Source organism: Shewanella sp. MTB7 (assembly GCF_027571385.1).
Taxonomy (GTDB): Bacteria; Pseudomonadota; Gammaproteobacteria; order Enterobacterales; family Shewanellaceae; genus Shewanella.
Map to the genome: position 1 here is coordinate 3,708,135 of NZ_CP085636.1, position 19,885 is coordinate 3,728,019.

Sequence of the window (19,885 nt, forward strand, 5' to 3'; positions counted from 1 at the left end):
TTCTTTATTTATTGTCAAACCACTTTCGATTGGTGATTATTTTTTTACAAACTTGGCAATATAGTAATCCAAACTGGTGTAGCGTCCGCCGCCCATAAATAACAACACTAACAACATAATCAGGTAAGTAATTGCAAACTCGATACCATTGTTGAGTACGACGAAGTTACCGGAGCTGGTCAACCATTCGTAATTACCATTTTCCTGTAATAAGGTTTTAGCCGCGCTCAATTTATCCCCTGCAGCAAGCACTTGTTCATTGGCTAGCCAAGAGTTAACGTCGGCAATAGCCAACCAACCATTATCCCAATGTACTGCAAAAGCAGCAACTAGCATTGTCACCATTAATGGAATAGAGATTAGCCGAGTAGCCAGACCTAGAATGAGCAAGCCTCCACCAATTAACTCAGTACCTGCAGCCAGTGATACCATCAACTCAGGAAAAGGTAATCCTAAGCCCCAATCGGGGTTGCCAAACCAAGCAGCCGAATCACTGAAGTGTGAAAGTTTATTATATCCAGCTTGCATCAAAACTGGCGCTAAATAGAGCCTAAGCGCTAGCGGGGCAATGCCTTCGAAATGTTTAAGCTGGTCTACAAATTTTTGATACCTATTTACAAATAGCATGATCGCTCCTTTTTATCATCTGGTATATAGACCACTAAGAACAGCACTTTATTTCATGATATTCATATTTTATATCACATAGGCTTAACTATTTTACAAAACAGTGCAATTCATGGATCGAAAAATGACTTTGGAGCCGAAAGAAGACTAGTCTATCAAAGAGAAAAACTGTGTGAAACAATTGAGGTATTCTTGATCTTTATGGGGATTAGAATTCATTTTCGTGCCCAGATAATTTCCATCAAACACTGTAGCATGGCTCGCAGCCATCAAGAGTGACCAACATGCACCAAACACCCAATAGATATTGATCGCTGCAGGCAATGCCGACCTAGCATCCGCAGTGAGCTTAGGATGATTAAGTAGATAAGCGTGAATCAAAGCCTCTCTTTGTTTTATTGAAAGCTCATGAGTCGACAATACTCCAGCAAGGTCGAACAGAGGATGTGAACCACAAGCATATTCGAAATCGATACACCATATCTGGCCATTTTTATATAACAAATTGTGGGGATTAAGATCTCTGTGACTGTACTGGCTACCCAAAGCACATGCGCTTAGCTCATCAAGCCATTGGGATATGTCAACCTCAAGACTCAAGAGTTGATGCCAGTGAACGAGCCATTGCGTTCTCATATTATTGCTTTTTTCAACCAAATTGCCAGCTTCTATAGTACGCAATTGTCCTAAATAACTCAGCCACTGACTAGTAACACTTATGATGTTATCTGGAACGGTTAACTTAGCCAGTCCATGCAAGAGAACTAAAAGCTGTTTATCTGCGTTAGGCCAGATTAATGAATCATGGGGAAGAAGCTGAGCCATTTGGGCCGTTTGAGCACTGAGTAACTCAGCCCACTGCCGACTCGCTTCCTCTTCAATATATTCACTAACAAAATATGCATGATCTGAACTGACGTAATACAAACTGGGGGCCAAACCAGCCTTTGCCGCCAAACGCCAATTTTCTACTTCAGCTTGACGATCACAAAGTTGATCACTGGCCGATGAATTGACTCTCAGCACCCATCGATTATCACCATCACGGAGTAAGTAATTTTGATTACTTAATCCGTGCGTCATTCTAGTGACTTGGGTAGAACAAGATAAAGTGATCCCCTGTAGCCTAAGCTCCTCAATAACAAGAGGTGGCAATGTAGCGAGCAGTTTTTCTGCTTGATTCATAAATTAATCAACTTAAACAGCCGTCGTTTCGACAGTAAACATCAAATCTAAGCTAACGCTTAATTTGCCGTAGATAGGGTTTCGTCTCGCATACTTGAGCGCCACAGAAAGTAACCCCAAATCGCCATTCCGACATAGAGGATAAAAAGTAATGAAGTTAGCATTAGCCCTTTCTGTACATAGAGGTATATTGAAGCTAAATCGATCACGACCCAGTAAAGCCAATTCTCAAGCACTTTTTTTGCCACTAAATAGGTCGTCATAACCGCATAACAGGTTGTGGCCGCATCCAAGTATGGATAGGATGCATGAGTGTGGTTAGCCATCAAATATCCAACTAGGACAGACACGATGCCAGTGACCAAAATTATCTTAACATGGCGACTCAAGCTCCATGAGATAACACCTCCGTTATGTTCACGCTGACCTTTAGACCATTGTTGGAAACCATATACGGCCATTGCCATATAATAGATATTAAGCACTGACTCCATTAACAATGACACCTTCCAAAAAAGCGCTGTGTAGATAGCCGTACTTGCAAAAGCTGCAAACCAACACCAAATACTGCCTTTCATCGCAAGGACGAGATACGCAGCAGCCAAAATGACGGCCACACCTTCCCAAGCTGTTAATGCATTAGCTTCAGACAAAGCTCTAGTGAAAGTACTTAATAATTCTGACCAGAAGTCTGTCATGAATTTCTCACTCAATTATTATTTATTTAAAGGCTCATAGCTACATTGTTAGATATGAGCCTTGTACTATTTAGCCTTCATCTAATAAGTATTGATCTTTTATCAAACTATTCAGTATGGGAAAGGTTTAATTCACCACCGATAAATTTACACACAAAAACAGCTTTGCCCCACTTTTCATGGGCCGCTTCCATTTCAGTTGCCAGCATATCCATCACATCGCGATACTCACCACACACCTGAGTCGCCATGGCATTGGTTTTTCGTTCAATATTCTCATAACTGTCCACTCGCCCAATAAACCAACGAATAGGATCTAGGTAGTTATCTTGCAATGGGTAGCAACTAATTTCGGCTGTTAATTTCATTTTATGACCTCAGGCCGCCACAAAGCGGCCAATAATAAATGAGTGAAAATTCACATGTATCAAACCCGATTAAAATCGGTGACTTTTATCTAGATAAACTTAAGACTAAACGTCATCCCTAACTGACGAGGATCGCCATAACGGATATATTGTTTATCCGCCCAATCTTGATCCGGTTCATTACCAAAATAGAAACCTCGGGTGCCATATTGTTCATCAAACAAGTTACGTCCCCATAAATAAACTGACCAAATCTCGGTTTCATAACCAACTCGGGCATTAAAGATGGTATAAGCTTCAGATTTAGACTCATTGCTGTCTGAGTAGTAAAAGTCACTCTTACCACTGCCTGTTAAGTTGGCAAACCAGCCCGAGTCAGTGCGATAAGTAGCCCCTGCACTGTAGTTAAACTGGGGAGAATGCGCTAACTCGCGACCAGATAAATCGACCGAACCCCCATTCTTATCTTGATATGAGTAATCACCATAGGCCGTTTGTAACCAGCCAAGGCTAGCATACAACGTCAGATTATCCGTCGCATACCAATTACCATCCAGCTCCGCACCATAGTTATGTGAGCTACCTGCATTTTCGGTGAAAAGGATGAAATTACCCTCTTGACCAGGCACTGTCGATTGTTGAGACGCTGCAACTTGCTGATCACGCCTATCCATATAAAACAGTGAGAAATTCGTGTTGGCATCACCATTAAGCCAGAGAGACTTCAACCCTATCTCATAGTTATACAAGGTCTCGGTATCATATTCTTTCTTGTCGGCAAGCTCTTCTGACAAAGACATATTAAAGCCGCCCGCTTTATAACCTCGCGCCACTCGTATGTAGGTTTCATGATCATCGTTAAGGGTTTTACTAAGGACAATATGTCCACCCCACATGGTTTCCCCCGGATTAAACTTGTCACCGTCGGAGTCTTTATACTCGCTATTACGACGCTCTACTCGCAAACCAAAAGACAGCGAATAATTATTGCCTAAATCAGTATCAAGTTGTCCAAATGCCGCATAATTATCCGCGCTATACTCGGCAGATAACTGACTGTAAGTATCGAATGTCTCATTGTCTTCGCTAAGCTGCATACCATAAAGCCCTAACAGCCAATCAGTACTGCCGTTAAAGATTCGTCCTGCTTCTGTTGAGCTTAATCTAAATTCCTGACTTAACGTATTACGCTCGCCCTCTTTATCCCAATTGTATACATTTTCACATGGCTCTCCGCCACAATCTAAACCGCCCCAATAATCTGGGTTAGCCCAGTCACCATCATAATTATGATGAGTTTGTGAACTTGCATAAGAGCTCAGAGAAACCAACTCGAATTTTTCTGCGCCTGTATAGGTAAATTTAAGTGAAGTGCCTGTTGTGCGCTGCTTATCTACCCCTGGTGCATCCGTTAAAGTATCGAAACCGTTATTATCCAGTGTCCAAACATCATAACCATTGTCATAGTTAGCGTGTAGTAAGGTTAAATCAATCTCTAAATCATCAGTGGCATACCAGCGTAATTTGGCTCGTCCAGTAAACTCATCACGGGCATTAGTATCGTCACGTCCAAGATAGAGGTTATTCTGATAACCATTTTGATTGTGTTGTTGTAATGACACTCGATAGAGCAGCTTGCCAGAATCTGTTAACGGCCCTGAACTAAACCCGCTAAAGGTAGTTAGGGCATCATCTCCGACAGAGACTTCAGCGCCATGTTCAAACACATCGGTAGGATCGTTACTCTTAAGATAGATAAGACCAGCAAGCGCATTCGCACCATAACGTGTACCTTGTGGGCCACGAAGCACTTCAACTTGTTGTAGGTCATACATGCTAGATACCATGCCTAAACCTGACATATCGATATCATCGATGATGTAACCAACAGATGAATTGGGTGCACCTTGATACTCCTCCTGCTCACCCACGCCACGGATCTGGAAGTATTTAGGTCTTGAGCTCCCCCCAGACCAGTTGAAATTAGCGATGGAGTTTAAGATATCTCCGAAGTGCTGAGCACCTTCATCTTCAATCTGCTGTTGATCGATAATAGTCACACTCGAAGGCATTTTTTCAAGAGTCATACCACGAAAATCGGAGGTGACCACGATCACTTCCATCTCATCGCTTGTCACATCGGGTGCTAGATCAGCAGAGAGCGCGTAGCAACTTGTCAGTGCCGTAGAGACAGCAAGCGTGACAGGTGAAACTTTTTTTAAAATAGACAGTTTTGACACAGACATCAGGACCCCAAATTATTATTTTGAGATCCGGCAATAGAAAAAGCGAGAAAGGAAATTGAGTTTGATCAGATACACATAATCAAATTTGGCCCATTCCTACGCCGGTATAAGCCGGATCAGGTTCAAAGGGTTCGTCAAATGACATCTCAGATAGCGCATTTTATGCAGTATCACCCCTTGGCGCTGGCGATTATACATGATAAATACCAATCCATAACAAACTTCTGTCACCATCGGGCAAAAAAACGCCAACTTATCGTTGGCGTTGTTTATCAAGCTTAGATCTTGAGCTAAAAAGCTAATTAGAAAACGCTTTTCTCACATACAAATCATACCTAACGGCACTGGTGTTTGGAGAGAGGCCAGAGACTTGGATCTGCTGTTTACCAAAAAGTTTCAACGGTTCCCAAGCCACGCCTTCATTATCTATGGTATAGCCATTAATATCATACCAAGTGAACTTATATTGAAGGTGAATATCGGTGGCAACTTTATTGATGATTAAACCAGAGCCCTGTAAAAATCCCCCCTGTTGACGAGACTTAAGCTGTTCAACGCTAACCTCACTGGCAAATGAGCGATTATCGACTCTCACCTCACCAGTAGAGCTGGCCATTACCCCTGCCGTATGTGGCGCACATGCACTGACAAGCAAGGCCAAAATTGATACTAAAATAAATTTTCTCATTGACTTATCTTCCTTAAAAGTAAAGTGGTTCCATGCCGATCTAACAGCGTTACCGCATAAATTAATCGATCAGAAAATGCGCTCTCGCTGTTGCTATCAACTTTTTCCTATTCATTTGCCAGCAGTTAATACTCACGTTCGCAACACGACGACCTTGACGGGTGATCTTACATTCGGCAAATGAATCCTTATGATAACCAGCTCTTAAATAGTCAATTGAAAAATCAACAACCTTTGGCACTTTTGTGGTATGCATAAACACCATAAGCTGAACAATCGCCGACATCTCCATAAAGCCAGCAATCACGCCACCATGGATAGCAGGCAGTATTGGGTTACCTATGTTGTCATCTTTTGCTGGTAACTTAAAGACCAATTCATCGCCAAAACACTCAACAGCCATACCAATAAAATTGGCATAAGGAACATGGGCTAAAAGGTGGCTAAAATCATTAAGCTCTGTTGCTTTTTTTACGATCTCTTTCACATCGATTTGAGATGATGTTGAAATAACCTGTTTTAAGGCATTCTTTCCCGCATCTCCCCCATCAGATTGCTCTAATTGAGTTGATGGTCCTTTACCCAGTAAAATTTGAGGAAACTCATCACCAATCATCTCAGGACTTATTCGCATAAAAGAACCAACAGCATGAGCAATAGGATCATCGATAGAATCTTGATAAGCGATGCAGCGAGTAAACGCGACACTCGACGATATTTTGTAGCACTCGGCAAAACCATACACAGGTTTATTCGGATCTGCTGGCTTCATATAATCAACACGAAGATCCAATGTTGGAGAAATTTCTAATACCTGATATTTTTCAAAAATAGAACAGACAACAGCACTGCCACTTGCTGTATCCATCAAAGTAGTAATGACTCCACCGTGTATAACACCGGTATCGGGGTAACCGATCAACTCATGGGAATACGGAAGCTCCACTAGCACATGATGCTCACTTGCCTCATGAACCCTTAAATTTAAACGGCGACACTGAGCAAGCTGATCAACAAAACGCGTTGCGATCTGAGTTAATGGAAAGAATTCAGGACTCACCTTCATATCGCTATGCTCACTATTCTTTTTCAGCTGTTAGCATACGACCTAAAGGTCTACCGCCAACTAAATGCATATGTATATGATAAACCTCCTGACCACCATGTTTATTGCAGTTCATGATTAAACGATATCCATCCTCGGCAATCCCCTCCTCTACAGCTAATTTCGCAGCAACCGTCATCATACGCCCAAGGGCTTTCTCATCAGAAGCTTTCACATCATTTACAGTGGGAATTAGGTGGTTTGGAATGATCAGGATGTGACTTGGAGCTTGGGCATTGATATCTCGAAATGCTGTCACTAATTCATCTTGGAACAAAATTTCAGCAGGGATCTCACGGCGTATAATCTTACTAAAAATGGTTTCTTCAGCCACTTCACTGTCCTCTTCAACATGGGAATCTTAGGAGTATACCTGTAATTGCCATTATTGGGAGTATTCTGTCACTCTCGGTTGTAAGGTGTCACTGACATCGATAACGGATTAATATGAGCCACCCACCTAGTTAAACAACAAACTTACTAGGAAATTGAAACATAAAATCTCAACACACTTAAAATAAGTAACGATTACACAATTGTATACACATATACATTGACATTGACAAGAAAATCCAAGAATATAGATTCTTAGATTATTTGATTATTTGAGATAGCAGTATGCTAACGGGTAAAGAGACAGCATTATTAAACGCCGCCACGGATTTGATAAAAGAACATGGCATGATCGCTTTGAATATGTCTGACGTACACAAGAAAGCTGGTTATTCAAGAGCAGCCCAGTACCAATCTTTTAGTGATAAAAACTCACTGCTTGCTGCATTGTGTATGAGAGAACTTGTTCAAAACACTTCAGCACTTAAAGAACAAAGGTATACAGAGATAACGGCGGAGTTTACCGTAGTTTTAAGGCCTGTCGTCTATAATTATCTGAAACTTGCTGATCGGTTAATGATTGACTCTGCATTTAACCATATGTTTTCAGCAGTGAAATCTCTTCCGGATATCGAGCAGTTTTCATTCCTGAAACAAGGTTTCAACTTCCTCAATGAAGAGCGTCTTAAAGAAGCTTAATTATTTATACCTTATATTTTGAGTCTTTATTTCGCACCTAAAGACTCAATAATCTTCCGTTACGGTTAAGCCTTAATTAAATAAACGATACCGTCTTTCTCATAAACGTTACTAACGTTATTGCCATCACCTAATACTATGATTTTTTGTCCTTTCTCTGTTACAGCTTCACCTGCTGCATTTAACACTACGGCAATTCCCATCGCGGTTAGTATCGGTGAATGAAAGGAACGATAATGATGGTGATGTTTCGGTACTATAATCACTGGCGCAATAATCGGTGTTCGTGTCACACGTTTAGGTACTACCCGTTGACATTTTATTCCACCAGCACGTTCACAGCCCACAGTCGCAGCACTCGATAGTGTAGGCGTCAGTATCCCCATAACAAACATCAAAGAAGTCAGACAAGTAGAAAGAGATTTTGTGTTAAACATATTAGCCTCGAAATGGAAACGTTGAGCGCAGGAGTATACACATATGTGTAATCGAGATCAATTGTACAATTTGTGATTAGCTTCAAACATTGAATCCCATGTACTTCAAATAATAAGATTATAATTAGTTATTAGTTTCATTATTTGGTTATACAGACGTAGAGACAATGAACAAAATTACTTTAATTCTTATTTTTATGCTTTATTCATCATCATCTTTGGCTCACGCTCCATTTGGGTTGACATGGGGAGCAGATTTATCCCTATATGGAACCCCTAATGTAAACGGACAAACAGTAACTGTATTCACTAATAAACTACCTGAAAGCTACTCAAAAGCAAAAAGCTACTTTCTCAAAGGAAGTACTGATCGAGGGCTCAATTTAATTAGAGTGTCCTCGGAGACATACGCATTAGACAATGTAAAACTTAAAAATATATATAAGGAAGTCAAAGATGATTTGCTTTTAAAAGGTTATGAGTTTGTTGGCTTACAAGCGGGAACATTTGGATCCTACCACTGCATTATACAAAGTAACTGTCACGGCAACATCTGGCATGCCAAATCAAAACAAGGTAACACTGCCATGTTGTCAATCCAAGGAGCAAACAAGAATAAAGCTTATATATTGCTTGAATATTACAGCCTATCATTTACTGAAACAAAAAATCAATTTGATTCACAAAATGTTACTGTTAAGAATCAATTATCGCAACCAATTTAATATTGGTTGCCTAGTAAATAAAAATATCAAAGCTAACGATTAAGTAATAACTTCATAACTCTCATACTTAATAGAGAATATGCGCTTTGATCTAACAAGCAACTTATAGCAGGTTATCACATTAATGCTGCACCTCATGCAGGTGAGTCTGCGCCCAAGCAATCGCTTGTCCTCGGCTTGAAACACCTATTTTTCTAAAGGCACGGTAGAGATGGGTTTTAATCGTACTTTCACTCACAAAAAGTTGATTAGCTATATCCACATTAGTACTACCACTTAAGAGTGCTTGCAACACTTCACGCTCTCTTATGGTTAAACTTTCACTTCCTTCAAGTTGAGAGGGGTTATCCTGTTTTTTCTGTAACAAATCTGAAGGAATCACTGATTGGCCTCGGAGAATATTCCCCAAGCCATGACCAATATCTTCAAGCGTTGTATTACAGAAAAACACCCCTGCGGTCACTGTTGGATGAATAAGAAAGCGAGCATCAATTTGTCTTGGGAAATGCAGAAACACAACTCTTGCAGATAGTTTTTTTTCAACGAATCGTTGAATTTGATAAGCCTTTTGTATATCCACAGTGGCGAGATCTATGATAACCAATGAAAAAGTGCCATTGGAAACTTCAAACTCAACGTTCTCTGGTGGAATTTTGAGCAACTTAACCAAAAACTCTTGAGGCCAACGCGTGTCCAGGAGATCAGTAAGAAGATTCGAACGAGAGATGACAACCCAATTTATGACTTTGAACATACTGCTGACTCCATGTCGACAAAATTTATGCACATTGACTGCCCAAACAAGCACAGACCTATAAGTTACACCAATTAAAACGAATAACCTATACATTATATTTCGTTGATGAACAAAAATAACAACAAATATCCCGTCAAGCCATTGTACTAAAATTAACTTTTTGGGGTCACTCACAAGCAAATTTCACTATTCGATGGCAAAGAATACTTGTATTAAAAATGACAACCTTATCCTTCATAGATAAGCCATAGCATAAAAGTTAACGATACTAATAACCGTGAATTCAATAGTATGTAGCTGATAGATAACAACATCGTCAACCTAAAGTATTAAGATTGTTATACCAAACTGCTATTTTTACCTTTGTACTAATACTTAACTACTAATACACAGTCTACAGAAGTAAACAATTATTGATTCTGTTGCAGCCATGGTAGCTTGACTCGATATTGACGCTGAGTTTTAGAAAGATGAGTATATTCCAATGCTATTTCTAATGACTTCTCAGCAGCCCTTTTGCGAGTGCTTCTGTTGCAGAGAGGTTTTGACCTTCATAATTAAAATTAACTAACTTTTTATTAATATATTCATATACTTGATTGTTTTTTGGTAACTGAGAAATTTGATCCTGACCAATAAAATCATGAACAACATCTACCACTGCTTCAGCAACTGACATGACTTGCTGTAATCTGTAATCTAATCAGAATCCTGCGCTTAAAAGATTTAACTTCAACGTCACAAGCTATCTTAATCACCTGAAATGTTCAACTTACTGTCTCTTGATTCTTGGATTGCACTATTTCCTTAATGAAAAAGTAACAGGAGGAGAGTTGAAAGTGCAAAAAACAGTGTCAGACCTTTCCAAAACCTTAATGGATGTCTATCCAGCACAGAAAGCCCAAGATCAGGCTTATCCTTGTCTGTCATAGGTTGATGTAATTCATGGATAAATTCAGAGGTATCCCCTTGTCTATGTTCTGGATTTAAACTTAGGGCTTTCTTTAATGGCTTATCTATCCAAAGTGGAATTAACGGATTTAGCTCATAACAGGGAATATAGGTAAGATTTTGATAATCAACCTTGGTTCGGCATTGAGCCAACTTTCCTTTAAAAGGAAGTTGACCAGTAAACATCTCAAATGCGACGACGGCTAAAGAGAACAAATCAGCTTTATTACTTACTCGATAACCGAGCACGCTTTCCGGCGCGGAGTAATCCGCAGTCCCTAATATTCTATCCCTTTGCAGTGGCGTTGCGATCTCGGCTACACCTTTGATATAACAGGCGCCAAAATCGATAATTTTAATCTGACCTTCATAGGTGAGAAAAATGTTATCGGGTTTGAGGTCTTGATGCAGGGTCTCTTTTCTATGGAAAGCCCTTACTCCTGACTCTATTTGTTTCAGCAATATCAGCACCTCTTGGACAGGTGCATTAGGATTTCGACTTATCCATAAGTTGAGGGGAATTCCATTGAGGTGCTCAGTAACGTAATAAAGTGCAGACTTTGGTTTATCTCTATCGAGCAACTTCACCACATTCGGACTATGTATCCGCTGTCCAATCCAACTCTCGAGGATAAATCGCTCAATATAGGCGGCATCATCGAGATAATTAACGGAGGGTGTCTTGAGACAAACCTTATTCCCCTCTTCATCACTCACTAAATAGACTTGACTGCGTTGACTCTGATGCAAAACCTGTTCTACCCGATAACCATCTAATCTCATTCCAATCGACAAGGGGGGCGGAAAAGGTTGCTCTGACAGTTGTTGATAAATGTCATTGATGTTTTGCGAGGGCAAAGCGTCAATCGAAAGTAGTTGACAACTGACGTTATCATCACTGCCCTTCTCCATTGCTAGTCCACATACCTGCTGACAAAATAGATCTAGCTCAGTAAATTCAACATTGCCAGTCACACTTCTGCCACCTATATTTTCGCTTAACCACTGAGTCAAAGCATCACCAAGCTCGCCATCAGTAAACACATCATGAATACCATCGGTAGTCAGCAAGTAGAGATCACCCACCTCGATATTTAACTGACGATAATCCACATCAAGCTTAACATCTAGCCCTAAAGCTCGAGCAAGGTAACGCTTACTAGGGCTCAATACACTGACATGATCCCGACTTAACCTCTCCAACTCTCCCTGCCGAAAGCGATAGGCACGAGAATCGCCGACATGGAGCAAGTGGGCGCTGCACGACTTAAAGATAAGCGCTGTAAACGTGCAAACATACCCTCTTCTTGCATCACGGTAATCTTGACCTAAACCAAACAGCCAGCGGTTTAGCGCCGTCAATACCTGTGAGCTGGACTTTTCCACCCCCCAGGTATCTGGCGTCGAATAATAGTCAGAGATGAAATTAGTCACACTGATATGACTGGCTTTCTCGGCAGCTTCTGCCGCGCTCACTCCATCACAGATAACCGACACAGCCCCTTTTGTGGTTAACATTAACCCATTAGGAATGCGGATCCCCACCGCATCTTCATTCGTTGGTTTACATCCACGGCTAGAATATTGGCCAGCATTAATCTCAAGTTTACCGTTTAATGGCAATGCAACATCAAGCACCTCTTCAGGGGCTCCCATTAACTCACACTAATCATGGTCACTTCACCATCCTCGTTCACCTCTGTCATATGCCCCTTAGGCTCAGACAAAAACAGTAAGCTAATCAGTCCAAGTAGCGCACTTGCCCCAATGACATAGAAAAACACCTGCGTTGGCACCATGGAGTAAACGGTCAGAAAAAACACAGCACCAACATTACCATAAGCACCGGTCATACCTGCAATTTGCCCCGTTAATCTACGTTTAATTAAGGGAACAGCCGCAAAGACGGCACCTTCACCACTCTGAACAAAAAACGAGCAAGCCATGACCATTAGCACAGCCAGAGGTAAGGACCAGTCACCATTTATCTGCGCCATACCCAAATAGCCCAAAGCTAACCCTGCAGTTAAGATCATCAAGGTTGGCTTACGTCCACATCGATCACTTATCCAGCCACCACCAGGACGAGAAACTAAATTCATAAATGCGTAACTCGATGCCAATATGCCCGCCTGCGTTAATCCCAGTTCAAAGGTTTCAGCAAAATATAGGGGTAACATAGAGACCACGGCAAGCTCAGATCCAAAAGTGGAAAAATAGAGCACATTAAGTACCGCAACTTGCTTAAAAGGGTAGCGCTCAAATTCTGGTACCGGCCCATCGAACAAATACTTATTTACTCGGTAGGTCAGATATAAGTCGACTGCCAATATTAATATCAACACCCAATAGATAAACTCAGTACCACTTTGACTGAACATACTCACACCAGAGGGCGATAACTTCCACCCCAGTAGCGCTAACGTGGCGTACATGGGCAGTTTCATCAAAACCAGCAGAGCAAGATCGCCTTTACTCGTGACTTCTAATGCCCCCGCTTTTTTAGGCTTAAAATAGGTTGAACCTTTTGGGGTATCGCTAACATTGAAATAATAGATAATACCAAAGAGAAAACTGAGTATGCCAGTAACTGCAATAGCGTAGCGCCAGCCGTTTTCACCACCAAAAGCCAATGCTATCACGGGTAAGGTAAAGGCCGCAGCTGCTGAGCCAAAATTCCCCCAACCACCGTATATACCTTCGGCAGTCCCGAGCTCATTGGCAGGAAACCACTCACTGACCATGCGGATCCCAATAACAAAGCCCGCACCAATAAAACCGAGTAGGAATCGAGCTAAGGCAAGCTGCTCGAAACTATTACCCAACGCAAACATAAAACAGGGAATACTGCACAAAATGAGTAATCCTGAATAGGTCAACCTTGGCCCTATTTTATCCGTGACCATGCCAATAATAATACGGGCTGGAATAGTTAAGGCGACATTGAGGATCAGTAAGGTTTTTATCTGATCTTTAGTTAACCCTAAACTGTCGGCAATAACGCTCATCAAAGGAGCGGCATTAAACCAAACCACAAACGTAATAAAGAAGGCCATCCAACTCATGTGCATGATTTTCATCTTCCCTGAAAATGAAAATAGATTGAATTTTTCTCTGTTCATTGTTAGCTCCCTGACTGCAATGGATCAATGACTTCCGATGTCGGCTGAACCCACACCCTTCCATCCTCACAGCGAACCCGATAGAGCTGGACGCTCAAACTATCATCCTCAATACACTGACCACTGGTTAAACTGTAATGTTGTTTATGCAGCGGAGAAGCGACAAAGATGTCTCCCTCAAGTTCACAGATAAGTCCTCGAGAGAGTAGGCTTACTCCTGTTGCCGGATCGGTGTTGCAAATAGCAAATAATCCCTGTTCTCTCAGGTTAAAAATGGCAATAGCTCTGTTTTCAATCCATGCGGCTATGCCCCCGAAACAGGGAAGCGCCTTCTCATCACAAATATTGACCCAACTCATACTTTATCTCCTTGAACTCTTAGCAATTAACATTAAATTTCATTTGATTCAGTTAATTGAACACTTTCATCGACGGGAATGTTAATCAGATTAATCTTACTTGATGACGCGATAGGGAAGCGTTGTCCACGGCTGTATCCGTATTGTTCAACCGCTAAATTTGGCATCGACTCAGGGTTAACGAATTCACTGAATCGAGATAAAAATGTTGGGTTTTCTAAACTGGTTTTCCATTCGCATTGATAGGTTGAAACCAACTTCTCCATGTGAGTTTCAAGATCTGCAGCCAGACCTAAACTGTCTTCAATAACCACAGATTGAAGGTAGGCTAATCCCCCCTCAAGGGACTCTAGCCAAACAGAAGTGCGCTGCAGGCGTGCTGCAGTTTTGGTGTAGAACATTAAGATCCTATCGATATAGATCACTAACTCCTTAGTCGACAGATCCGTTGCAAACAGATCGCCATGTCTAGGTCTCATACCGCCGTTACCGCCAACATAGAGATTCCAGCCTTTATCACTAGCAATCACCCCGATATCTTTACTTTGCGCTTCTGCGCACTCTCGAGTACAGCCAGATACCGCAAACTTAATTTTATGTGGCGCACGTAAACCCTTATAACGATTCTCCAGATCTATCGCTAAACCCACCGAATCTTGCACCCCATAACGACACCAAGTGCTACCAACACAAGATTTAACCGTTCGAAGCGACTTACCGTAGGCGTGACCAGTTTCAAATCCCTGTTCAATCAACTCTTGCCAGATCATTGGCAGATCTGAGAGCTGTGCTCCAAAAAGGTCAATGCGTTGTCCGCCAGTGATCTTGGTATAAAGATCATGACGCTTGGCAATCTCTCCCAGTGCAATGAGCTTATCCGGTGTGATCTCTCCTCCTGCGATACGAGGTACAACAGAGTAAGAGCCATCTTTTTGCAGATTACCTAGGTATGCATCATTGCTGTCTTGCAGATTGGCATGTTGTACATTGAGGACATATTCATTTTCTAGCGTGGCAAAAATTGATGCTGCTACAGGTTTGCAAATATCGCAACCCAACCCCAATTGACTGAATTCACTCTTTCCATGGCTGTTAATTAGGCTAGGGAAATCTCGGATATCTTCAACCTGACATAGATGAAACAGCGCTTGTCTGTCATGCTCGAAATGGCAACAAATCCCTTTTGAAACCTCTAATCCTTGTGACTCCATGGTTTGTGTGATCACTTGTTGAACTAACGCACTACAACCGCCACAACCTGACGCTGCTTTAGTACAACCTTTTATGGCTGCTAAGCTATGATCCCCCTCCAAAACTCGCACAACGATGTCCGCTTTAGTCACCTGATGACATGAGCAGATAATCGACTCATCCGTAAATTCGATACCGGCGCCAGCCTCTTGCTGTAATAGCTCAATGGCCGGAGCCGTTAATGCATCGCCTGAAAGGTATTGATGCAGTAGCAGACTGTAATCAGTGACATCACCAACCAAAACAGCCCCCTTAAGAAAACGGCCGCTTTCATCAAGCCACAGTTTTTTATAGCTTCCCGCTTGATTGTCACTTAACTCAACATATTGCGCCTTTTCAAAACCTCGGCTCTGACCAATGGATGCCACATCAACCCCAAGCAACTTAAGCTTAGTGCTCATATCAGCCCCTTTAAACGATGTCACCTCTTTCCCTGACACTTTGGCCACTAGATGAGAGATGGCTGTACGTGCCATCTGATAACCAGGGGCAACTAAGCCAAAAATCTGCTGTTGCCAAAGAGCACACTCACCGATGGCATAAACATCGCCATCAGACGTTAAGCAATGATCATCAATCACGATCCCGCCCCGCTCACCCACCTCGATACCACAAGATTTCGCTAAACTATCCTGAGGACGTATTCCGGCTGAGAAGACAATTAAATCGGTTTCTAAATAGCTATCGTCATTGAAGGTCATGCGATGGAATGAATCCTCACCATCAATGATTCCTGTGGTCGCTTTACTGGTATGCACTGAAACACCCAGCTCTTCAATTTTATGACATAGAAGCTCCCCCGCCTTATCGTTCAATTGAACCGGCATCAACTGAGGAGCAAACTCAACAACATGGGTGTCTAGCCCTAATGTAAGCAACGCATTAGCCGCTTCAAGTCCCAATAGACCTCCACCAATAACAACTCCTGAGGTGGCATTTTCTGCCGCGACTTGGATCTGCTGCAGATCATCGATGGTGCGATAAACCATACAATGCTGACGTTCCTTCCCCTCAATCGGCGGCACAAAGGGATAGGAACCCGTTGCGAGAACCAATTTGTCATAAAAACAGAAATCACCATCTGCGGTATGCAGGCATTTATTGTCAACATCCAAACGCACAACGTCTTTACCTAAGTGAAGCTTAATCCCTTTAGCTTGATAAGCCTCGACACTTGCCAGCATCAAGGCATCCGCGCTACCGGATTCAAAATATTTAGATAGCTGTACCCTGTCATAGGCTGGCAAGCTTTCAGCACCAAAAACCTCAACTTGATATCTCTCATTTAGACCTTGCTCACAAAGCTGTTCTATAAAGTGGTGACCTACCATGCCATTACCAACAATCAGTAACTTGGGCTTTAGATCACCATCATCTCCGCTACATTCTCTGTTTAGCATTTGAGTTGTTTGTATCCATCCCATCGACCAGTCCCCACTTTTCATTGCTACTCTTAAAACAAAAGCGCCATGCTCCCTCAAGGGGAATATGGCGCCATTGCCAATAAATTCTAATTTTCATTTCAAAATAAAACGCTAAGACTAGGAATGCTAAGCTTGTGCCAATAAACACGACCATGTAATACATTGATTTAAAAGTGAATTAATAGCGTGTATATATAAATAGGTAGAAAATTTATGCACAAATTAAGCCCCTGTGCACCAGAAATGAGCAGATACTGAAGGGAGAAGTTAGAGGAAGAGTTTAAAGAGATTGATAATCATAGCGATTAAGCGAGTTGTTCGATAAGCTGATCGAGTGAAATACCTTGCTTCATGGTTTGTGTCTGTAGCCATTTATGGGCTTGTGCTTCTGTTAACCCTTCGGCCTGTAACTTAGCTTTCACTTTCGCCATCTGTTTTTGCCCTCTTAGGGCGTTCTCCAGCGAGATAATCTTGTTAAGTTGCATATCCGCGCCTTCAAACCGCAACCTTGCCAGTTCAATGACACTCTTTAAGCGCGTCATCTCTAATTGCCCCGGCACGAATGTCACTCGACCACACGCAAGCAAGCATTTAAGCGCCTCTTGTTGCCAATTCTGTGCACTCACTAACAAGGGAACGGCAGAAAACCTCATCAATCGATCAATGAAGGCTAAATATCTTTGTGATAACGACGTTGTAAACAAGAGTAAAACATCATCACTGACGTTTAGGTTCATACGTTCAACCTCACTTAAGCGGTTAATAAAAATCAACTCTGTTTTGCCTCCAAAAATTGACGATAACGCATCAGAGTCAACTGAGCTGCCTTCAGATATTACAATGAGTCGCATCTAACTCACCTCCAACTCAATGTCTGTTTTCATCTCTTTAGCTCGACAAGTTCTTCCTTGCCACGCATTTAACGCTTGCTTATCGGACTCCTCCACACAGCGATTACGTCCCTTAAGCAGGTATATCGCCGATAAAGTGCTTAACACACTTGCTGTAGCCAATTGAGTGAGTTTATTACAGTCCTCTTTCAGTTCGCCGTTTAAGGGATCAAGCTTTCCTTTACACCAAAGCTCACTCAACAGCATGTCAGCTTGCCCAGCATCACATCTTGTCTTGGATACGAGAGAGTTAATTCCAACTATGCCTACCAAACGTGTTGGAATAACAAGTCGCTGTTGAGTCTTTGCGGTAACAACTAATAGCTCAGTCGTAATCCGCGGATTAACCTCAGTTTCCCCCTGTACTCCTTTAAAAATACCTATATTCTGTTCACTATGATGTTCTCCAGATAACCCCGCCATTGCTGCGGCCACCTGAGCGTGCACTTCATCGAGTCCAGGATGAAAGTAACTGCGTAGACTCACCGGAGCAGAGGAAGGATTACAACAACGTATGGCTGTTTGAAACAAACTTCGCAGTCCAAGCTCCTGATGCAAAATCCGAAATTTTGCAACTAAAGGCGTTAAACAGTCGGCATCTAGATAACAGATCCCAACCTGGTCCAATGCCAGTTTTGCGCTTTCGGGTGATGTGACTATCGGGATCCCAAGCGATGTCACAAAATTGCCAATATGACGACGGTGGGACAGCGAATAAGGATCTCCATGGAGCAAAACCCGCTCCCCTTCTCCAGCCAGCACCTTGGCAGCTAACAGTAACCAAGGTAGCATGTCTCGCTTTCCAGCATAGCAAGGCCAATCTATGCTAGCTCCAATCGTTTTCCACTGGGTATCCATCGTCGACTGAATACCTAAGGCGACGCCTGCTATTTCTGCAATACTCTCTCCCCTAACTCGCATCAGCATCAGTGATGCCGCTAATTGCGCCCGCGTACCATAACCATGATTAAAACCTGTAATTAAAAATCTGGCTTCCTCAAGCATTAAGCTTCGAGCACCTTTCGCACCTCGTCCTAACGCTTTAACCAGCTGTTGATACTCTTGCTGCTTCAGTGAGGTTTCATCAGGTTCTGCTCCGCCAAGAGGGCCCATCAAAATTGTGACTTAGCGAAGCTTCTCGCACCATGTTTAACGGTAATAGCTTCAGAGGCAAGGGCTTCAACAGTAAGCGCATCAGTTGTTGTAGCTAACGAGCTCATCTCTCCAATTCCGTCCATCAGTTCAGATAATGCCAACCCAACACTCACCACCTCTCCCACAATCATCAACGTCGGACCATCAGCTTGAATACGCCTAGCAACTTCAGCCATAGTGCCGAGGCTCGCATAAGTCACTTGTTGATTCACTCTCGCCCCATTACTGATAAACACCATTGGCAATTCAGTGCTCGCCCCTGCATCAAGTAAACTTTGTACAATGCTGTCAGACTGCTCTTTGCCCATATAGAAAACCAAGGTCGTTTCAGCCATCAACAGCGAACGCCAACTGTGACCCGTGTTATCGAACACCCTGCCGGTAACCATGGTCACAGAGCGAGCAACACCTCGATGTGTTAAAGGAATACCTGCACTCGCAGCACAGCCAAGTGCCGCAGTCACGCCAGGAATGAACTCACTCTTAATGCCATTCTCAGCAAGGTATATCGCCTCTTCACAACCACGACCAAATACATTGGGATCTCCCCCTTTAAGGCGGACGACATCCCCTCCTTTTTTGGCAGAGTTAACGAGCAGTGCATTAATCTCGTCTTGCTTAGCACTTGGCTGACCGCAACGCTTTCCCACAAAGTGCATCACGCATCGATTTGATGCCAATGCCAAGATATCCTCACACACTAAACTGTCATAGATAATGACATCAGCATTGCTAATATATCGCGCCGCTTTGAGTGTCAATAACTCCACATCGCCACAACCCGCCCCCACAATAGCCACTGTTGAAGGAGTGCTAGCAAATTGATTTAAGCCGAATTCAATCACGTTTGTCATTTTCACACCGC

20 protein-coding genes and 1 riboswitch are annotated in these 19,885 nt (G+C 42.4%); of the genes, 2 read left to right on the top strand and 18 right to left on the bottom strand.

Annotated features, from left to right (window positions below):
* Positions 1–36: 36 nt before the first annotated feature.
* The 8 genes from HWQ47_RS15970 to hinT all read right to left on the bottom strand — a co-directional run bounded on the left by HWQ47_RS15970 (position 37) and on the right by hinT (position 7,251).
* Positions 37–627, bottom strand: a complete 591-nt coding sequence (locus HWQ47_RS15970) for an HvfX family Cu-binding RiPP maturation protein (RefSeq protein ID WP_269967057.1) — start codon at positions 625–627, stop codon at positions 37–39.
* Positions 628–774: 147 nt separating this feature from the next.
* Complete coding sequence (locus HWQ47_RS15975; protein ID WP_269967058.1) at positions 775–1,812, bottom strand: phosphotransferase; 1,038 nt, start codon at positions 1,810–1,812, stop codon at positions 775–777.
* 59 nt (positions 1,813–1,871) lie between these two features.
* The gene (gene pnuC / locus HWQ47_RS15980) at positions 1,872–2,510 is read right to left on the bottom strand and encodes a nicotinamide riboside transporter PnuC (RefSeq protein WP_269967059.1); all 639 of its coding nucleotides are present in this window, start codon (positions 2,508–2,510) and stop codon (positions 1,872–1,874) included.
* 107 nt (positions 2,511–2,617) lie between these two features.
* Positions 2,618–2,878: a YkoF family thiamine/hydroxymethylpyrimidine-binding protein gene (locus HWQ47_RS15985; RefSeq protein ID WP_269967060.1), complete on the bottom strand. Its 261-nt coding sequence runs from the start codon at positions 2,876–2,878 to the stop codon at positions 2,618–2,620.
* A gap of 89 nt (positions 2,879–2,967) precedes the next feature.
* Entirely contained in the window at positions 2,968–5,124 is a 2,157-nt protein-coding gene (locus HWQ47_RS15990) for a TonB-dependent receptor (RefSeq protein WP_269967061.1), read from the bottom strand.
* 76 nt (positions 5,125–5,200) lie between these two features.
* Positions 5,201–5,312, bottom strand: a riboswitch (TPP riboswitch).
* Positions 5,313–5,422: 110 nt separating this feature from the next.
* Positions 5,423–5,812, bottom strand: a complete 390-nt coding sequence (locus HWQ47_RS15995) for a YcfL family protein (RefSeq protein ID WP_269967062.1) — start codon at positions 5,810–5,812, stop codon at positions 5,423–5,425.
* A 61-nt stretch (positions 5,813–5,873) separates the two neighbouring features.
* A complete protein-coding gene (locus HWQ47_RS28100; RefSeq protein WP_269967063.1) occupies positions 5,874–6,878 on the bottom strand; it encodes a PaaI family thioesterase in 1,005 nt (334 codons plus the stop codon).
* 13 nt (positions 6,879–6,891) lie between these two features.
* Positions 6,892–7,251, bottom strand: a complete 360-nt coding sequence (gene hinT / locus HWQ47_RS16005; RefSeq protein WP_269967064.1) for a purine nucleoside phosphoramidase — start codon at positions 7,249–7,251, stop codon at positions 6,892–6,894.
* Positions 7,252–7,535: 284 nt separating this feature from the next.
* On the opposite strand from hinT, the gene HWQ47_RS16010 reads away from it, so the two are divergent.
* Entirely contained in the window at positions 7,536–7,949 is a 414-nt protein-coding gene (locus HWQ47_RS16010; protein WP_269967065.1) for a TetR/AcrR family transcriptional regulator, read from the top strand.
* Between the two features lie 65 nt (positions 7,950–8,014).
* On the opposite strand, the gene HWQ47_RS16015 is transcribed toward HWQ47_RS16010, so the two are convergent.
* Positions 8,015–8,386 carry a hypothetical protein gene (locus tag HWQ47_RS16015; protein ID WP_269967066.1) on the bottom strand — a complete coding sequence of 124 codons (372 nt, stop codon included), beginning with the start codon at positions 8,384–8,386 and terminating at the stop codon, positions 8,015–8,017.
* A gap of 167 nt (positions 8,387–8,553) precedes the next feature.
* Between HWQ47_RS16015 and HWQ47_RS16020 the strand changes: the two genes are divergently transcribed.
* Positions 8,554–9,111: a hypothetical protein gene (locus HWQ47_RS16020; RefSeq protein ID WP_269967067.1), complete on the top strand. Its 558-nt coding sequence runs from the start codon at positions 8,554–8,556 to the stop codon at positions 9,109–9,111.
* 121 nt (positions 9,112–9,232) lie between these two features.
* On the opposite strand, the gene HWQ47_RS16025 is transcribed toward HWQ47_RS16020, so the two are convergent.
* The 9 genes from HWQ47_RS16025 to cobA all read right to left on the bottom strand — a co-directional run bounded on the left by HWQ47_RS16025 (position 9,233) and on the right by cobA (position 19,874).
* Positions 9,233–9,865: a helix-turn-helix transcriptional regulator gene (locus HWQ47_RS16025; protein ID WP_269967068.1), complete on the bottom strand. Its 633-nt coding sequence runs from the start codon at positions 9,863–9,865 to the stop codon at positions 9,233–9,235.
* Positions 9,866–10,361: 496 nt separating this feature from the next.
* The gene (locus HWQ47_RS16030) at positions 10,362–10,547 is read right to left on the bottom strand and encodes a hypothetical protein (protein WP_269967069.1); all 186 of its coding nucleotides are present in this window, start codon (positions 10,545–10,547) and stop codon (positions 10,362–10,364) included.
* A 128-nt stretch (positions 10,548–10,675) separates the two neighbouring features.
* Positions 10,676–12,475, bottom strand: coding sequence for a bifunctional protein-serine/threonine kinase/phosphatase (locus tag HWQ47_RS16035; RefSeq protein ID WP_269967070.1), 1,800 nt, complete (start codon positions 12,473–12,475; stop codon positions 10,676–10,678).
* Positions 12,475–13,941 carry a NarK family nitrate/nitrite MFS transporter gene (locus HWQ47_RS16040; RefSeq protein WP_269967071.1) on the bottom strand — a complete coding sequence of 489 codons (1,467 nt, stop codon included), beginning with the start codon at positions 13,939–13,941 and terminating at the stop codon, positions 12,475–12,477. Before HWQ47_RS16040 ends, HWQ47_RS16035 begins: the two co-directional genes overlap by 1 nt.
* A 2-nt stretch (positions 13,942–13,943) precedes the next feature.
* Positions 13,944–14,300, bottom strand: a complete 357-nt coding sequence (nirD, locus tag HWQ47_RS16045) for a nitrite reductase small subunit NirD (RefSeq protein ID WP_269967072.1) — start codon at positions 14,298–14,300, stop codon at positions 13,944–13,946.
* Positions 14,301–14,332: 32 nt separating this feature from the next.
* Positions 14,333–16,951 (bottom strand): nitrite reductase large subunit NirB, encoded by a 2,619-nt coding sequence (gene nirB, locus HWQ47_RS16050; RefSeq protein ID WP_269971765.1) that lies wholly within the window; start codon positions 16,949–16,951, stop codon positions 14,333–14,335.
* Positions 16,952–17,280: 329 nt separating this feature from the next.
* Positions 17,281–17,826, bottom strand: coding sequence for a response regulator NasT (locus tag HWQ47_RS16055; protein WP_269967073.1), 546 nt, complete (start codon positions 17,824–17,826; stop codon positions 17,281–17,283).
* Positions 17,827–18,978 carry a glycosyl transferase gene (locus tag HWQ47_RS16060; protein WP_269971766.1) on the bottom strand — a complete coding sequence of 384 codons (1,152 nt, stop codon included), beginning with the start codon at positions 18,976–18,978 and terminating at the stop codon, positions 17,827–17,829.
* Positions 18,978–19,874 carry a uroporphyrinogen-III C-methyltransferase gene (cobA, locus tag HWQ47_RS16065; RefSeq protein WP_269971767.1) on the bottom strand — a complete coding sequence of 299 codons (897 nt, stop codon included), beginning with the start codon at positions 19,872–19,874 and terminating at the stop codon, positions 18,978–18,980. Before cobA ends, HWQ47_RS16060 begins: the two co-directional genes overlap by 1 nt.
* Positions 19,875–19,885: the final 11 nt, after the last annotated feature.

Coding starts and splice junctions, on each gene's coding strand:
- HWQ47_RS15970 (WP_269967057.1), bottom strand. CDS start 627: ATGCTATTTGTAAATAGGTATCAAAAATTTGTAGACCAGCTTAAACAT.
- HWQ47_RS15975 (WP_269967058.1), bottom strand. CDS start 1,812: ATGAATCAAGCAGAAAAACTGCTCGCTACATTGCCACCTCTTGTTATT.
- pnuC (WP_269967059.1), bottom strand. CDS start 2,510: ATGACAGACTTCTGGTCAGAATTATTAAGTACTTTCACTAGAGCTTTG.
- HWQ47_RS15985 (WP_269967060.1), bottom strand. CDS start 2,878: ATGAAATTAACAGCCGAAATTAGTTGCTACCCATTGCAAGATAACTAC.
- HWQ47_RS15990 (WP_269967061.1), bottom strand. CDS start 5,124: ATGTCTGTGTCAAAACTGTCTATTTTAAAAAAAGTTTCACCTGTCACG.
- HWQ47_RS15995 (WP_269967062.1), bottom strand. CDS start 5,812: ATGAGAAAATTTATTTTAGTATCAATTTTGGCCTTGCTTGTCAGTGCA.
- HWQ47_RS28100 (WP_269967063.1), bottom strand. CDS start 6,878: ATGAAGGTGAGTCCTGAATTCTTTCCATTAACTCAGATCGCAACGCGT.
- HWQ47_RS16010 (WP_269967065.1), top strand. CDS start 7,536: ATGCTAACGGGTAAAGAGACAGCATTATTAAACGCCGCCACGGATTTG.
- HWQ47_RS16015 (WP_269967066.1), bottom strand. CDS start 8,386: ATGTTTAACACAAAATCTCTTTCTACTTGTCTGACTTCTTTGATGTTT.
- HWQ47_RS16020 (WP_269967067.1), top strand. CDS start 8,554: ATGAACAAAATTACTTTAATTCTTATTTTTATGCTTTATTCATCATCA.
- HWQ47_RS16025 (WP_269967068.1), bottom strand. CDS start 9,865: ATGTTCAAAGTCATAAATTGGGTTGTCATCTCTCGTTCGAATCTTCTT.
- HWQ47_RS16030 (WP_269967069.1), bottom strand. CDS start 10,547: ATGTCAGTTGCTGAAGCAGTGGTAGATGTTGTTCATGATTTTATTGGT.
- HWQ47_RS16035 (WP_269967070.1), bottom strand. CDS start 12,475: ATGGGAGCCCCTGAAGAGGTGCTTGATGTTGCATTGCCATTAAACGGT.
- HWQ47_RS16040 (WP_269967071.1), bottom strand. CDS start 13,941: ATGAACAGAGAAAAATTCAATCTATTTTCATTTTCAGGGAAGATGAAA.
- nirD (WP_269967072.1), bottom strand. CDS start 14,300: ATGAGTTGGGTCAATATTTGTGATGAGAAGGCGCTTCCCTGTTTCGGG.
- nirB (WP_269971765.1), bottom strand. CDS start 16,951: ATGCTAAACAGAGAATGTAGCGGAGATGATGGTGATCTAAAGCCCAAG.
- HWQ47_RS16055 (WP_269967073.1), bottom strand. CDS start 17,826: ATGCGACTCATTGTAATATCTGAAGGCAGCTCAGTTGACTCTGATGCG.
- HWQ47_RS16060 (WP_269971766.1), bottom strand. CDS start 18,978: ATGGGCCCTCTTGGCGGAGCAGAACCTGATGAAACCTCACTGAAGCAG.
- cobA (WP_269971767.1), bottom strand. CDS start 19,874: ATGACAAACGTGATTGAATTCGGCTTAAATCAATTTGCTAGCACTCCT.